Origin of the sequence: Leptospira brenneri, from assembly GCF_002812125.1 — a bacterium.
In the GTDB taxonomy this organism is placed as follows: domain Bacteria; phylum Spirochaetota; class Leptospiria; order Leptospirales; family Leptospiraceae; genus Leptospira_A; species Leptospira_A brenneri.
The window spans coordinates 441,957-457,016 of sequence record NZ_NPDQ01000002.1; the positions used below are offsets into that span (position 1 = coordinate 441,957).

Annotated in this window: 14 protein-coding genes; 5 read left to right on the forward strand and 9 right to left on the reverse strand. The window is 39.3% G+C overall.

Annotated features, from left to right (window positions below; all coding sequences use genetic code 11):
* Window positions 1-7 precede the first annotated feature (7 nt).
* The gene (ppk1, locus tag CH361_RS05480; protein ID WP_100789814.1) at window positions 8-2,152 is read right to left on the reverse strand and encodes a polyphosphate kinase 1; all 2,145 of its coding nucleotides are present in this window, start codon (window positions 2,150-2,152) and stop codon (window positions 8-10) included.
* A gap of 25 nt (window positions 2,153-2,177) precedes the next feature.
* Between ppk1 and fliD the strand changes: the two genes are divergently transcribed.
* Together fliD and CH361_RS05490 are read left to right on the forward strand one after the other, a co-directional pair.
* Window positions 2,178-4,100, forward strand: a complete 1,923-nt coding sequence (gene fliD / locus CH361_RS05485; protein WP_100789815.1) for a flagellar filament capping protein FliD — start codon at window positions 2,178-2,180, stop codon at window positions 4,098-4,100.
* Window positions 4,097-5,059, forward strand: coding sequence for a hypothetical protein (locus CH361_RS05490; protein ID WP_100789816.1), 963 nt, complete (start codon window positions 4,097-4,099; stop codon window positions 5,057-5,059). Before fliD ends, CH361_RS05490 begins: the two co-directional genes overlap by 4 nt.
* Here CH361_RS05490 and CH361_RS05495 read toward each other — a convergent pair.
* A complete protein-coding gene (locus CH361_RS05495; protein ID WP_100789817.1) occupies window positions 5,056-5,271 on the reverse strand; it encodes a hypothetical protein in 216 nt (71 codons plus the stop codon). The genes CH361_RS05490 and CH361_RS05495 overlap by 4 nt on opposite strands.
* A gap of 91 nt (window positions 5,272-5,362) precedes the next feature.
* On the opposite strand from CH361_RS05495, the gene CH361_RS05500 reads away from it, so the two are divergent.
* Window positions 5,363-6,166 carry an HAD family hydrolase gene (locus CH361_RS05500; protein ID WP_100789818.1) on the forward strand — a complete coding sequence of 268 codons (804 nt, stop codon included), beginning with the start codon at window positions 5,363-5,365 and terminating at the stop codon, window positions 6,164-6,166.
* On the opposite strand, the gene CH361_RS05505 is transcribed toward CH361_RS05500, so the two are convergent.
* Entirely contained in the window at window positions 6,140-6,991 is an 852-nt protein-coding gene (locus CH361_RS05505; RefSeq protein ID WP_100789819.1) for a class I SAM-dependent methyltransferase, read from the reverse strand. The genes CH361_RS05500 and CH361_RS05505 overlap by 27 nt on opposite strands.
* 110 nt (window positions 6,992-7,101) lie before the next feature.
* On the opposite strand from CH361_RS05505, the gene dapF reads away from it, so the two are divergent.
* Window positions 7,102-7,944: a diaminopimelate epimerase gene (dapF, locus tag CH361_RS05510; protein WP_100790035.1), complete on the forward strand. Its 843-nt coding sequence runs from the start codon at window positions 7,102-7,104 to the stop codon at window positions 7,942-7,944.
* A 124-nt stretch (window positions 7,945-8,068) separates the two neighbouring features.
* Here the strand turns inward: dapF and CH361_RS05515 are convergent, their stop codons facing one another.
* On the reverse strand, window positions 8,069-8,770 hold the full coding sequence (locus tag CH361_RS05515) for a lysophospholipid acyltransferase family protein (protein ID WP_208729552.1): 702 nt from the start codon (window positions 8,768-8,770) through the stop codon (window positions 8,069-8,071).
* A 22-nt stretch (window positions 8,771-8,792) separates the two neighbouring features.
* On the reverse strand, window positions 8,793-9,086 hold the full coding sequence (locus tag CH361_RS05520; RefSeq protein ID WP_100790036.1) for a hypothetical protein: 294 nt from the start codon (window positions 9,084-9,086) through the stop codon (window positions 8,793-8,795).
* A 261-nt stretch (window positions 9,087-9,347) separates the two neighbouring features.
* On the opposite strand from CH361_RS05520, the gene CH361_RS05525 reads away from it, so the two are divergent.
* On the forward strand, window positions 9,348-9,833 hold the full coding sequence (locus tag CH361_RS05525) for a DUF4468 domain-containing protein (RefSeq protein WP_100789821.1): 486 nt from the start codon (window positions 9,348-9,350) through the stop codon (window positions 9,831-9,833).
* A 9-nt stretch (window positions 9,834-9,842) separates the two neighbouring features.
* Here CH361_RS05525 and CH361_RS05530 read toward each other — a convergent pair whose 3' ends face one another.
* The 4 genes from CH361_RS05530 to CH361_RS05545 all read right to left on the reverse strand — a co-directional run bounded on the left by CH361_RS05530 (window position 9,843) and on the right by CH361_RS05545 (window position 15,015).
* On the reverse strand, window positions 9,843-10,160 hold the full coding sequence (locus CH361_RS05530; RefSeq protein ID WP_100789822.1) for a hypothetical protein: 318 nt from the start codon (window positions 10,158-10,160) through the stop codon (window positions 9,843-9,845).
* 1 nt (window position 10,161) lies between these two features.
* On the reverse strand, window positions 10,162-11,730 hold the full coding sequence (locus CH361_RS05535; protein WP_100789823.1) for an adenylate/guanylate cyclase domain-containing protein: 1,569 nt from the start codon (window positions 11,728-11,730) through the stop codon (window positions 10,162-10,164).
* Between the two features lie 15 nt (window positions 11,731-11,745).
* Entirely contained in the window at window positions 11,746-13,131 is a 1,386-nt protein-coding gene (locus CH361_RS05540; RefSeq protein WP_100789824.1) for an MFS transporter, read from the reverse strand.
* Between the two features lie 69 nt (window positions 13,132-13,200).
* Window positions 13,201-15,015: a SpoIIE family protein phosphatase gene (locus CH361_RS05545; protein ID WP_100789825.1), complete on the reverse strand. Its 1,815-nt coding sequence runs from the start codon at window positions 15,013-15,015 to the stop codon at window positions 13,201-13,203.
* Between the last annotated feature and the right edge of the window lie 45 nt (window positions 15,016-15,060).

Here is a 15,060-nt window from a genome sequence, read left to right on the forward strand (position 1 = left end):
TTTTCCTTTAAATATCCGCCATATCGATCTGAGAGTTTACAGCTGGGTCATCATCTCCTGGTGTCAATCGTGTGTAAGATCCATCAGATTCGAGAGCTCTTGCTTGGGTGTTGTCCCGAAGGAGAAGTTCTAAAATTTTAGCGATTCTTTTTTTATGTTTATCCTGTAAGATTGGGAACATAACTTCGATTCGGCGAAGAAAATTTCTTGGCATACAATCAGCAGAAGCTAAATACACTTCTGGTTTCCCGCCATTTTCAAAACTATAAATCCTAGAATGTTCTAAATACCTACCCACAATGGAACGAACGCTGATGCGATCAGAAACCCCTGGAATTCCAGGTCGAAGACAACAAATTCCTCGGATGATTAAGTCGATTTTAACGCCCGCTTGTGAAGCCTCATAGAGTTTTAGAATCACATCGGGATCCACAAGGGAATTCATTTTAAAAATCACACGTGCTTGTTTTCCGTTCTTTGCATTGTCTGTTTCTCTTTGGATGAGGTGGAGAAACTCTTCTTTTAGAAAAGTAGGAGCTGCATAAATTTTGGAAAGTCTTGGCATCTTTCCAGAACTAGTGATGGTATTAAAAAGAATCGCTACATCTTCTGTAATCTCCGGGTTTGCAGTGAATAAACTTAAATCAGTATAAAATCTAGCTGTGGTAGAGTTGTAGTTTCCTGTTCCCAAGTGAACGTAACGATTTAATTTATCATCTTCTCTACGTACAATGAGTAACATCTTACAATGAATTTTAAGTCCAACCACACCATAAACAACGTGAACACCACTATCTTCTAGTTTTTTTGCCCAACGGATATTTCTTTCTTCATCAAACCTGGCTTTGAGTTCAACGAGAACCGTTACCTGTTTTCCGTTTTCGGCAGCTTCCCCTAAGTATTGGATGATGGGTGAGTCTCCAGAGGTTCTGTACAAAGTCATCTTGATCGCAAGAACCTTTGGGTCTTGGCTTGCAATCTTTAACATATCCTCGATGGATTTAAAACTTTCGTAAGGGTGGTGGAGGAGGTGATCATTTTTTCGAATTTCAGAAAAGATAGATTCACTTTTTTTAGCAGCAAATCCAGACTTCGGAACAGGATAAGAATACTTTAAGTGGCTTGTTTTTTCCAAACCTTGGAAAAACATCATATCGTTTAAACTAAGTAAGGTGGGTATTTCCATTACTTGGTATTCTTCTAGTTCTAAAAGCCCTCGTAATAGTTCTTTGATATGGCCGGCACCGGAATGAACATCCAATCGAACGGCATCTCCCCACATCCTATTTTTTAGTTCGTTTTTCATGGTGGTGAGAAGGTCACCAATATTTTGTTCTTCGTTGATGGAGATATCAGCATCACGAACAATTTTGAATGTATGGATTTGTTTTACATTCATTCCGTAAAAAAGGTCACCTAAATGAAGTTTGATGATTTCTTCTAATGGGAAGTATCTTCTAACATCCGTTTCTTTATTAGGAGGTAATTGTAAAAAACGAGGGAGAACGCTTGGCACCTGAACGATGGCAAAAAGTTCTTTTGCTTTGTTTTTATCATCATCCGAATATAGGGTGATTCCAAGATTTAAAGTTCGGTTGAGAATGTGAGGAAAAGGGTGTGATGGATCGATGGCAAGTGGAGTTAAGATAGAAGACACTTCCCTTTTGTAATAGTTTTTTACAAACTGGATGTCATCCCCAGCAAGTTCGCTTGGATCTTGCACCACAACAATTTTGTTTTCTTTTAGTTCAATTAGGATCTCGTCTAAGGATTCGTATTGCCTTTTGACAAACTGTCCCACTTTGGAATAAAGTTCGGCAATGGTTTCGGAAGTTCGTTTTCCATTGAGGCTTCGTTCTTCGATTCCTGCATTTTTTAGGTTCAAAAGTCCGGCCACGCGGACCATAAAAAACTCGTCTAAATTGGATTCTGTGATACAAAGAAATTTAAGGCGTTCGAGAAGAGGGTTCTCTTTGTCAAAGGACTCCTCCAGAACACGATGGTTGAAGTCGACCCAGGAAAGTTCACGGTCGAAGAAGATATTTTGGTTCCCCAGTTCTATTTTTTCTGTAGGGCTAGCGGTCATAATTCTAGGATTTGGGAAGGAAAAAATTCTGTAAATTCCTAATCCTTTTGTAGAATTCGACGACATTAGATTCAGAGGAATTTGAGACGATATGCCAGCATATACCATGCCGGGTTTGATGACCGGTCAAAATACAAACGATATCGTTAAAAAACTGGTCGAACTGGAACGCCGACCCATCAAACGGTGGGAAACGGAAAATGAATATTCCAAGGCTCAGGTCCAAATTTGGGGTGAGGTCAAAAACTTAACCACAAACCTCCAAACGAAAAGCCGTGCCCTTGTTTCCTTTACGGCTCCCTTCGCTACCAAATCGGTCTCTTCTTCGGAAGAAGGGGTAATTACTGGTGAGGCTTCTCGTGCAGCCAAGTCCGGAAACCGGGCTTTAGAAATTACAGAAATGGCAAGCAAACATCAGTTATCTGGTGTTGCGGTCGATACAGACATTCGGATCCCAGAAGGTAGTTTTACGATTTATTCTGGAAAGTCCAAAGAAACCGTCACTTTCCCTGGTGGGGGACTTTCTGAACTTACAAACGCTATCAAAAACATGGCTGGTGGTCTTGCCGAAACTTCTATCATCAAAATTGACAAAGATTCTTCCATCCTTACAGTCACTTCCGTAAAAACAGGAAAGAAAAACGAACTCCAGTTTTCTGATCCAAATGGGATTTTGAAACTGGCAGGTCTTGTGGGTGAGAATCAAGCTACCTCAGAAGACACAAAACAATTATTATCCCTGGATACTCTCAAATCCAAAGTCTGGGAACCGACTAAGTTTAAAAAATCGGAGACAGAAACTGAGAAGTTGGTTCAAACAGAAGAAGGAATTTCGATCAAACCAGACACTGCTTTTGCGGTTCCAATTGCCGTCACAGAAATCAAAGAGAGAGCCTTTGTTGAAGTTGAAATTTTAGGAGAAGCTCCAGCGGTGATGGAGCTTGGAATTGGTTTTGAAAAGGAAGGCAGTGTGCGAAACAAATTCCTTCCTATTACCAAAACAGAATCCAAATACATTTTCCCTGCCGGAGATTATGCTTCTGATAAAAACCTAACAACAATTATCCTGTCAAATGCTGCGACAACTCCTGTTCTTATTAAATCAGTCACTCTTGTGACTCCACCTGCTCCAGGAACTGCAGAACCACTGAAAGTATTACAAGAAGGCAAAGATCTCAAAATCAAAATTGACGGTGTGGAAATCACTCGTGAGACAAACGATTCCATTGCCGATGTTTTAGAAGGAATTTCCTTTAATGTGCATAAGGTGACTGAAAAACCTGTCACTTTAAAAATCCATGTGGATCATGCCAAAGGATCTCTTCTCATCAAAGAATGGGTGGATGCTTATAATGAACTTATGAAGTTTTCGAAGGAAGTTACATCCGTTGAAAAGAACGGAAAAATTTCTGATAAAAAAGAAAGTGATGATTCTAAGTCTGCGGATATCTCACGCGATTTCTGGGACAATAAATCTAAATCCGGAATCCTTGCCGGTGAAAACGCAATTTTAAGACTCATTGCCTCTTTGAAAACAACAGCAAACTCGTATTATCCGGCAACAAAAGAAAACGGATTTAGAGTGCTCACTGATATTGGAATTTCTACCGGTGCTGTGGGCTCCAACTGGGAAAAAATCCAAGATGGTCTTTTGCAAATTGACCAGGAGCGACTCATTGCTGTTCTTTCGGAAAATCCAGATGGTGTTCGTGATTTATTTGCTTCTGACCCAAATAACGATGCGAAGATGGAAGAAGGGGTAGGAATTCGACTACTCGAAATCCTAAAACCATATAACCAATATGCTTCTGGAATTGTCACAAGCAAAGTGAAACTTCTGGAAGAAAGTGTCGCAGGAAATAATAAAAAAATCAAAGAACATGAGTCTCATCTCATTAGTTTTGAGGCCAAACTGAAACAAAGGTTTCTCTACATGGAACAAGGTGTGGGGAAAAACAAATCAGTTGGGAACTATTTGCAGAATAATATGTTTAGAGGTAATGGTGGGGAATGATGAATATTTATATCAACGAACAACAACTAGATACTAAATTAGATGGCGAAACTAACCTCGGCCAAGTGCTTGATGAAATTCAAAAATGGATTGAATCCAATGGAAAGTATCTTCGTCATTTCACTGTGAATGGCAAAGAGTTCAACCGTTCGGATTTAAATACAGTTGGCGTTGAAGAAACAGAACGTTTGGATCTATTTGTAGGTGAAGAATTGGATGTTGTGGAAGATAGCCTCTGGGAAGTGGATAATTACGTAGATAAAGTAGGTTCCACACTTGTTGGTCGTGATTCTTTAACGGAAAAAGAAACTGAAGATTTAAAAGAAGGAATCCCATGGATCATTTCCATGATTCGCACCACCACTAAAATTCTGAATTTAAACCTAAACCTCATCCAACCAATGGGGAAAGGAAAAAACGTAGAAGAGATTTTGGAATCCTTACAAAATGGATCCGAAGTTTTGGATTCCACAAAAACCATCGAAACCTTTTTGGAAGACCTTCGTGATGTAAAACTTTTCTTAATGGATCTTAGCACTAGACTTGCTGTGATGCGTATGGAGGAAAGTGAACTCATTGAAATCATTACGCGTTTTGTGGATGATAAAGCAAAAATCATCAAAGATTTTATGTTGGTAAATGAAAACTTCCAATCAGGAAAAGATCATTTGGCTTCTGAGATTTTAAATGATGCGGTGGGAAGACTAACAGGCCTTATGTCGGCTCTTGTAGCCGTTCAAACTCGTCATTCTGAACTTGATTGGCAATCCCTTTCGGTGGAAGAGAAAAAACTCTCCGATGTGATTGGACAACTGAATGAAACCCTCTCTAACATTGCTTCTGCGATGGAAAAAAATGATATTGTTTATGCGGGCGATATTTTGGAATATGAACTTCCAGAATTACTCGATGCCTTCATTCCTTTTCTCTCTCTTGTTTTAGAAAGAGTCGCTGTTTAAAGGTTTGGTTCTTTGGGGAATCGGGCAGAAATCCGGTTCCCAATCCCAAACAAAATCCCCACCAAAAAAACAACTCCTCCCCAAATTAGATTTAGATTCCAACCTAGAGATTTTTCATACATAGGATCGGGCCAAGTCCAAACTCCATAAATGGATAAAACTAACCCAAGGATCATAAACAAAAATGCCAGAATTGAGGAGAGAGAAATCATGCCGCTATTTTAGTGGAACAAAGATTCGATACAAGTAATTATTCCAACCAAACCGTTGACAGAATGACTTCCCCCGGTTTTCTTTTCTGATATGGCTTTGTTTTTGGATTTGGACAATACCCTTTTACCATCGAAACCGGCATATGAATTTGCCATCACAGAATGTGCTAAAGATTGGAAGGAGCGAGAGTTAGGTGGAGACTTTTTTCTCTTATACGAATCTGCTAGAAAAAAGGTAAAAAACCAACTCATGGGTCATAGTTCCAATCGGTTGCGACTCTTGTGTTTTAAATTGATGTTGGATGAAGTGAAAAATAATACCGCCGTAAATAATCATTCTAGTGATACTGACTCAAAATTGACGAACGGATTTCAAACCAAAGACATTGTTGATTTATTATGGATGGAAGAAAGATACCATTTCCATTTTACCAATTTCCTAAAAAATGAATCTAAAAAAGAATCTTACCAAACAAAGTTATTTCCTAAACTTGTAACCTTATCCAATCAGTTTCCAGTTTTTTTAACCACCAATGAAACTTTACGAACGCAATTATTAAAAATATCTGCTTTTTTACCAGATGACTTCCGTTTTACGCTCATCACATCAGAAGAAGTGGGATTTGAAAAACCTGATACAAAATATTTTTCTTATGTTTTGGAACAGGCAAAGGAAAATCCAGAGGATTGTATTTTACTTGGGGACAATTGGGATGATGACATTCTCGGTGCCAACCGACATGGAATTGTTAGCATTCACATTCCTGACATGTGGGCTGATGGTTCCGAGGTGAAGGAATATCCGTTTGAATCCTCAAGCGCGATATGGAAGGCGCCGAGTACGATGACCGCACTTGACTTTGCTGAATTATGGCTTTCGAAGCGTAAGAAATAAAGTATTATTCCAATTAATGGTTCCAAAACTAATTGCAAAAATGAGTTTTGTTAGATAATAATAACCTAACTTAAAATAAACGGCGAGTTTACTTTTGCTTCCAGATACAGAAAGAATGGGCATCAGCACTTTGTATTTTGGATCTTTAAATCCACATTGTTTTCCAAGCTCCGCCAGAGTATGCATTTTGTAATTGTTCACATGGTCTTTGACTTCTAAGTAGTGAACTCCTTCCTTCATTCCTTTTAGTTTTACCTTTAGATTGGCTTTGGCTAGTTGGATCGGGAAGTTAGGAGTTTGTAAAAAAAGAATTCCACCGGGTTTGAGTAGTCCATGTAGATAAGTAAGTAGAGAATGTGGTTTGGGTATGTGTTCGATCACATCCCATAAAGTGATGATATCAAAACTTTCTTTGGGTAGTTTGGAATCCTGCACAAGACCGGCATAAACAGTTTTCATTCCATTTTGTTCGTTGGCAAATTTGACTGCTTGTTTTGAAATCTCATACCCAACCGCAGACCAACCTGGTTTTTTCGTTAGCACCGCTTTCACAAAAAAACCCAGTCCACATCCTACATCCAAAAGGTTTCCTTTGTCTGATTTTAAGTAAGTAGAAATAAAATCGGAATACACAGCACGGTGTGCATCATCCCACCATTTTAAATCATAAGTTTGTTCTGCCCCGTCCCAATAACCTTCGTAATGTTCTTCTTGTTCATAAGAGGAATATACATGTCCACAGTTTTTACATTCTAAAATGGGGGTTCCATTTTCATTGAATACGGATTTGGACTCGGAAGATTGGCAAAGGATACAAGATTTCATGGTCTGTGGGTCAGTCTAACCACTGAGGGCAAGGGTCAAACCAAAAACCTTGATCTGGCTTGCCAATAGCTATGGCAAAAAAATCATGGGGTGAGACAAGAGAGGAACCAATGAAAATCAACTTCACCAAAATGGAAGGAATTGGAAATGACTATGTGTATATCGACGCAACTAAAAACGATATTCGCTTAAGTTCGGAACAAATCCAAAAACTATCCGATCGTAACTTTGGAATCGGCGGTGATGGGGTGATTTTTATTCGTAATTCAAAAACAGGCGAATTCCAAATGGATATGTACAATGCCGATGGAAGTTCTTCCGAGATGTGTGGGAATGGAGTTCGTTGTGTTGGAAAATTTGTTTTTGACCACGGCCTTACTAAAAACCAAAAACCAACAATCGAAACAGGAAAGGGTGTCCTCACTCTCGATTTAAAAACCGGAAACTCTGGCAAAGTAGAAATGGTTACCGTGGATATGGGTGAACCCATTCTTAAACCAACACTTGTGCCTATCGTTTGGCCGGGAGAGGAACCCGTCATCAACCAAGAGATTGAAGTCCAAGGAAAGAAATATCACTTTACGGCCGTTAGTATGGGGAATCCTCATTGTGTGATTTATGTAGATGATGCGGATGCCTTTCCGGTTCGCGAAATTGGACCAATCATTGAAAACCATCCCTTATTTCCAAGAAGAGTGAATGTGGAATTTGTCTCTGTCAGAGGAAAAGACCATCTTTACCAAAGAACTTGGGAGAGAGGAACTGGGGAAACCTTGGCCTGCGGTACAGGAGCTTGTGCTGTGACAGTTGCTTCTATCTTAAATGGAAAAACCGGACGATCGGTAAAGATCGATCTACGTGGCGGGACTCTCCATGTGGAATGGAAAGAAAATGGATCTGTGATGATGACTGGACCGGCTAAAGAAGTATTCTCAGGAGAAGTGGAAATTTAACCTAAGGAAACGGTCAAACAATCGACAGACGAGTTTTTGAGTCGTTTTTCTTGATCACTACCAACGAATGAAGGTTTACCGATTTCTTCCAAGACTTGAAGTCGGATAAACCTGATAATTTCGATTATTTTTTTAAATAATCTACTTTTTGTAATTCACCCATTCTGCGTTTGGTTTCGTTAGAAACTTCCACCATACCCTTGTCAAGCGGTAGGTGGGCGTAGTTTTCATACTTAATCACTTCCCCAAATACCACATTGATTTTTTTGTAAACCACTCTGCGTTTGATATCACAAACCTCTTTGGGCATTCCCATAAAGGCGCGCACTAGTGGAGGAATGGGATAGTCGGTGACTGTTTCTTCGTCAGGAATGATGACAGTAGGAAGGATATCCACTTTGTTCCGAAGGCTAAAGGCGGCAAATCCAGAATGGAAGTTGGCTAGGGGTGCGGAAAAATCGTTTTGCACCATATAGTCATGGCCTTCTGGAAAGATTCCCAGAACATCCCCATTCTTAAACACTTGTTGTACCTTTTTGATACTGGCCATGGAGATATTGCCATCGATGGCCATAGGAATGGTTCCTGTTTTTTCGACTAAGTCTTTGAAGAGAGGAATTCTCGTCGTGTACTCTGCAGCAATCCAGGAAATGAACCGGGGAAAAACCGATCCAATGACAAAGGGATCCATATCACTTCTATGATTGCAAGTGAGGATGAGTTTGCCATTGGGTACAATGTTATGGTAACCGTAGACAGTTGTGTTGACTGCCAAATTAAAGAACGGAGTGACAAACTTTTTGATGTTCTCAACATTCTTTTTGATTTGGTCTACGGTGTTTTCCATTTCATTCTCCTAAGATTTTTTGCCACCAAGACTTGGTCTCTGGGTCTGCGATTTGGTTCCGTGGCTCGGGACTCATTCCACCGCCTCCATTGGACTCCCTGGGATCACTTGGATTTATATTTTCTCTACGTTTTTTTCCTACATGAGGGCTGGGAACGGTTCTTTTAATCTCTTCCAACTCTTTTTGAGCAGATACATTCGTTTTTAAAAATGCACGGATCTCATCCCATTGGGGATCAAAATCATTTCCGTACATGGCATAATTCATAAGATCAATACGATCAAAATCGGGCATGATCAAGATTGAAAGTGATGCCCCGACAAATTCAATCCAATTTTTATTTGAGCACTCTAGAATGGGGGAGGGCAGTTCCGAAAATAATAAGGTGAGAGATAGAATCGAGTCCAAGAGACATAAGATCAAAAAAACAAACCAGAACACATCCTTATTGCCGCCGAATGTAGTGCGCTTCCCCGTACTCCCGAATAAAGAGAAAATTTTCCATCTTTGTGAAGATTTGTTTTGCGAGCCGGGTGACGAGAGGGAAGCATAGAAATGATGGCAAAACGAATCATCTTATTATCTGCATTTTTCCTTTTATTTCAAAACTCTATGTGTTTGAAACTTTGGATTGTTTCTTCTAAATTCAGAACTACGGAAGACGCTCGGGACCATAAAACCTACCAGAAAACTCGAAGTTTTCTAAAGGCAAAACAATGGTTGGAATACAAACTAGATCCAGAACTTTCTAAAATAGAATTAGAAAACCAAGAAACTGGGGAACTTCGAGGAACTGGGCTCATTAAATGTTACGTTCCCTATGGAATTGGGGAAGTGGATGCCAATGAACATGAATTCGAATACATCGTCAAAATTCGAGATGGTCATGCCGAGATGCAAGTGAACAAAATTTTCTCCTTCATTCGTGATCCGAACGACATTGTTTTGAATTATGGACCAAAAAATGAGAAGGTAGCAAAAATCACCATCAGGTCTTGTTTTCGACCGATGATGGACGATTTTTTTGAATTTATCAAATAGCGGAAAAAATTAATATCCGAGCGGGTTTCCCACTGTGGTACCCGTGGAACCGTAGGTGTTGGTTCCGGTGGCTCGATCCGTCAGTCCGTAGTGATTTAAATTGTTCGAATTGCCGGTGTTAGTGGATGATCTAGAAGAAGAGTCAGAAGAATCTGAAGAGGAATATCCCCCTTGTGTCCCATCTCCTTCCAGAAGATCTAAGATGTCCTGAGTGTTGACTAGTTTGATCTCGTTACAGGAAACAAACAAGAAACTAAAAAATACCAAACCAAACGTTATCTTCATTCCAATTCCATTTTGGATTGTTTTTGAATCCTCTTCAACCATTTTATTCACCTAAAGAATAGGAATAAATCTTCTCTTTGGTCTCCCTACCTTTTAATTCATATTCACCTTCCGATTGGAGTTTGGATCTGATCTCTTCTGGTAAAAGTAGGGAAGTATTTTCTGTGAGGAGGAGGTTTTTCTTTAACCCCTTACAAAGTCCTTCCACTCGTGAAGCAGTATTGACCGTATCTCCAATGACCGTAAATTCCATACGATTTGCGGAACCGATATTTCCTACAAGAAGGCTTCCTGTGTGGATTCCAATTCCCATCTTGAGTTCCGTAAGTCCCTCTGACAAAAATTTTGTATTTAAGGCATCCAGGTTTTTTTGCATCTCTAAGGCCGTTGCAAACGCACGTTCGGCATGGTCATTCATCGGCATGGGAGTTCCAAATACCGCAAGGATGGCATCCCCAATGAATTTGTTAATAAAGCCACCATGCATTTCGATGGCATTACTCATTTCTTGAAAGTAACGGTTGAGAATATACAGTACTTCTTCTGGTTTTCTTTTTTCTGAAAGAGTAGTAAAGTCTCTGAGGTCTGAAAACAAAATAGAGGCTTCTACAACTTTGCCACCTAAACTATGTTCGTTGGACAAAAGATAGTCCCTAACTCTCGGATCTACGATCCGGCCAAAGGTATCTTTGATTCTTTCTCTTTCGGCAAGCCCTTCTGCCATCTCATTCACTGCATCCCCAAGTAAACCCAATTCATCAGAACTAAAGATTTTTACCCTTGTATCAAACTTTTGTTCTTTGATGAGTTCTGTGGCTTTTTCGATTTGGTTGAGTGGATGTTGTAAACTGGATGCAAACGACATAGCAAAGGCAAATGAGAAAAAGAGCATGATGGCAATGACTTCAAAGAGAACATCATTGTGAACGAGGTCGTGGAGGTTTAAAATACTTTGGTTGGTTCGTAGTAAAATTCCAAAGATGAGTAATACAATTGGGAAAAGTGTGGATGCGGCCCAAAAAATAAATTGTTTTGTGACGATGGAAAATTGTTTTCCATGGGCGTATTTACCAAGTCCCCCTTCTGGAAATACAGAAGGGATGATAAGAAGTTTGTTTAAGTATGTTGTTGTGGCATAAGAAAAAGCAAAAGCAAATAATCCCCAAAATGCAAACAAAATGGAAACGGTAATGATACTTTGGTGGGGTGCTTCTGGAAACAGGTTATCAATCCGACAAACACTTAAAAAGTTTGAGATTTCCCAACCAATAAATCCTAATAAACTAATAGTGAGTGGTGAATGAACAATCCTGTGACGAGCTCTTTCTTCAGAGATAAAGTTACAACCTTTGGAAGAAAAAAGAAATTTCGCAATGGGTAGACTGTACACAAACAAAATGAGAGTGATGATGGGAAAAGGAGCCCAAGTGAAAATACCAAGTGTTATATCTTTTGTGACTTGTGTAGCTTCAAAGAGGCCGAGAAACTTTGTTGGTAAAAAAGCCGAAGCTGTATAGTTCGCAAAAATCAATGTGAACAAACAGGCACAAAAAGGAACGATGAAGTAAATTAATAAAAAAGCAATGAACTGTACTTTGCGGCCTGATTTCATATAAATAATTCTTCCTTATACATTGTTTCTTTTTGTATTCCGTTTCAATAAGATTCTTTGGACTTGGATGTGTTTTTCGTCGGTTAGAGGAAAAAATAAAAAGAGAAGGGAACCTAAAATAAAAAAGAATCCAACTCCCGGGCCAAAAATCATTGCAAGTCGAAATCCCACTTCAGGGGACTGGACGGTGGCCCCATTTTGAAATCCGATGATATCCAGTAAAAAACCTGTGAGAGCAATTCCAAAGGCTTGGGAAAACTTCACTCCCATCTTCCAGATTCCAAAATACAATCCTTCTCTTTTTTCTCCGGTTTTCAATTCATCGTAATCGACAACATCTGTTAGGAGGGAGTCCATGATGAGAATGGAACCTGCACAAATCCCACCCACAAAGGCAACGATGAGCGGCGGTCTTAGTTCTCCATAAGGAAAAAGTGGATAGGCGATCACCGTTAGAACCCCTAAACCAAAAACTCCGAAAAAAGCGGGGATCTTTTTTCCAATTCTTTTGGCGATCCAAACCCAAAACCCAATCGAAAGGATGAGAACTAGAAAAAAAGGAAGTAGGATATTGATGACAACTAATGATTCTTTGAGCCCCAATCTATACTCGTAGTAGTAGAGTGCAATGGCTGAGTTGAATGTCCTTCCGATGGCAGCGGTGACGAAGGCAAAGAGTAAAACTAAAAACATTTTGTTTTTTAATACAGAGGCAAAAGAAGAAAAAAAAGGTAATGCCTCTTTGGGTTTTTCACTTGTATTGTCTTTCCCTCGGGTGACTAAAAAACTGATTACAGAAGAAAGTAAAATTAAGAAAGATACAATTTCACCGGCAATGATCCGAGAACTGATGATATTGTTTTGGTTTGATTCATCACCTAAAGATTGTAATATGGCTGCCGGTACAATCATTCCCACTAACATTCCAATATTGCTAAAAAACAACCTCCATCCAAAAATGGATGTCCTTTCATTCCTTTCAAAACTAAGTTCACCACCTAAAGCAATGTGTGGGACCGAGATGATGGTCATGGCTGTATTTACAAAAAGATATACAGACAAAAGATAGGCGAACTTACCAAACTGAGTGGTAAGGTGAGGAGGGGAAAATAGAAGTAAAACTGCGATTGATAAGAGAATTCCACCAAGGAGAATGTAGGGTCTACGTCGTCCCCATCTTGAATGGGTGTGGTCAGAAATTCTTCCCATCAAAGGATCGCTGATTGCGTCCCAAATGACAGAAATGGCAAGGGCAATCCCTGCCAAACTTGAGTTCAATCCTACAATCTCTGTATAGAATTTTAGCAAATAAATTTGTGTAAAAAGTTGAACAGCTGTTATGCCAGTTTCTGCAGACCCATATCCCAATTTTATGGGCAGTTTTAATTTGGTTTGGTTCATCCCTGGACTCAAGTATTGGACGGGGGATGGGGTGAGTCTGGGATCAGAAATTTGTATCCTTTTCTCGACTTAAGTTTTGGTTTCAGAGTTTTTTGTTGGTAAATAGCAGATTCGTATCAAAGAAATATCATCGATGACCTGTCCTAGGGACTCAATTTGTTTGGAGATAGCAAGTAGATTGCCATGAGTGGATTCGACTAGTTTTAAAAACATCTGTTCATCGGAATTGATTTCCCATTTGCCGGTTTCATCTAAATGGAGTAAGTCGTCCTTTCCATCGGAACCAATGATGAGAACATCTTCCGATTCGAGTTGGAATTCTTTTATGTTTTGGATGGGTGTTGCTCCCAAAGTTCCGAGTTTTCTGTAGGAAACATCTGCCTGTAAGTATTCTGCTTTCCCTTCTCTATACAATACGATGGGAGGGTGTTCTGCATTTAAAAAATACAACTTACCGGTATCCTCTTCTAAAAGACCCATGGTGAGAGAAACAAGCATAGTGCCATCAAAGGCTTCAAAGATCATATGCATTTCTTGAAGGCTAGATTTTAGCCAGTCTTCAGGTCTGATTTGTTCGTAGTTAGGATCTGTTTTTGTCCTTTGGACAATTGATTGAAAAACAGCCCCAAAAACAAGAGCACCACCAGCACCTTGCATGGACTTACCCATCGCATCAGCATTTACAAAAAGCAAAAACTTTCTTTTTTGTAAAGTAATCGAATGAGAAATGTTGATATCACCTCCGATGTCATACCTTCTGTCTTTATATTCGAAAACTTTTTTTTGTCGGACTAAGTGATCTACTTCCAGCTGTTTCGAAGATACATTTTTGACCGCAAGAGGACTGAGTAGCTGATAGGTGAGAAAATAGTCTCCATCTTGTTGGATTTTTAGTTTACTAATGTCTTGTAAGGATAACTTGAGTTCATTGGTTCTTAAGGTAACCTTTTCTTCCAATCCTTCGTTTAGGTTTTTAATCTCTTCATACATCTCTTTTAGTTTTGAAATCACAGAGTTGAGGTACAGAGCTTGTTTAGCAAAATCATCGCTCGACTTTGCTGTGACGATTACATCAAAATTACCTTTTGCAAGTTCACCTAAAGATCGACTTGTTTCGTTTAAACCTTCATTCACGGACTTGGCTACCACGTACGAACAGACAATCAAGGGAACGATAAATATAAATGAAACTGTGACAATTGGAATCATTGGTTCTTCGACTGCAATTTCTCCCATGGAGAGAGAATAGAGAATATAGGAAAAAATAACAAAGGGAAGGGCCGCCAAACTAAAAAAGGCAACGAGAATTCTTTTGAAATAATTAAACTTAGGAATGTCTTTTTCTTGCAGTTCTATATTTTTAATTTGTGGTACATCAAATAAACGACGGATACAACTTTCTGAAATAAAATAATAAGTCACAAATGAAATTGGCGCGATCATTAGAAACGTAAAAATCGCAGAACGGACAACGGAAGGCATATAAGTCACTAAATGAAAAAATAGTAAACTGATTGGGATTACGCCAGATAACCAACGTATTACGATGATGATGGCTTCGAGTAAGGGATATCGAAAAAGAAGTATTTTGACAGACTTGGCATAATCGATTTCTTCTTGGGACAAAGAAGAAATCCCTGAAGATGGAATGGGTATCCTTTCAATTTTTGCATAGACATATTTAAGAAGGAGGAATCGAACAAAAGTACCCAGTAGACCAATCCCAGTTGCAAAAAACAAACAAAGGGCAATGAAGATCTGCCAATGTTCTGGTTCCATTTTTTGAGTGATGATGGCATAATACACCGCGAAGGGAACAGGAACCGTATGGGTAAACGCTTCGAGTTTTAGGGTTAGATCCCAAAAGAGAGTTTCTCGTTTCACGTTTTTGCCTGATCCATCGAATATAGGTTTCTCAAATTCTGGGTC

Coding starts and splice junctions, on each gene's coding strand:
- CH361_RS05540 (WP_100789824.1), bottom strand. CDS start 13,131: ATGAACCAAACCAAATTAAAACTGCCCATAAAATTGGGATATGGGTCT.
- CH361_RS05505 (WP_100789819.1), bottom strand. CDS start 6,991: ATGAAATCTTGTATCCTTTGCCAATCTTCCGAGTCCAAATCCGTATTC.
- dapF (WP_100790035.1), top strand. CDS start 7,102: ATGAAAATCAACTTCACCAAAATGGAAGGAATTGGAAATGACTATGTG.
- CH361_RS05525 (WP_100789821.1), top strand. CDS start 9,348: ATGATGGCAAAACGAATCATCTTATTATCTGCATTTTTCCTTTTATTT.
- ppk1 (WP_100789814.1), bottom strand. CDS start 2,152: ATGTCGTCGAATTCTACAAAAGGATTAGGAATTTACAGAATTTTTTCC.
- CH361_RS05520 (WP_100790036.1), bottom strand. CDS start 9,086: ATGCCCGATTTTGATCGTATTGATCTTATGAATTATGCCATGTACGGA.
- CH361_RS05495 (WP_100789817.1), bottom strand. CDS start 5,271: ATGATTTCTCTCTCCTCAATTCTGGCATTTTTGTTTATGATCCTTGGG.
- CH361_RS05500 (WP_100789818.1), top strand. CDS start 5,363: ATGGCTTTGTTTTTGGATTTGGACAATACCCTTTTACCATCGAAACCG.
- CH361_RS05490 (WP_100789816.1), top strand. CDS start 4,097: ATGATGAATATTTATATCAACGAACAACAACTAGATACTAAATTAGAT.
- fliD (WP_100789815.1), top strand. CDS start 2,178: ATGCCAGCATATACCATGCCGGGTTTGATGACCGGTCAAAATACAAAC.
- CH361_RS05530 (WP_100789822.1), bottom strand. CDS start 10,160: ATGGTTGAAGAGGATTCAAAAACAATCCAAAATGGAATTGGAATGAAG.
- CH361_RS05535 (WP_100789823.1), bottom strand. CDS start 11,730: ATGAAATCAGGCCGCAAAGTACAGTTCATTGCTTTTTTATTAATTTAC.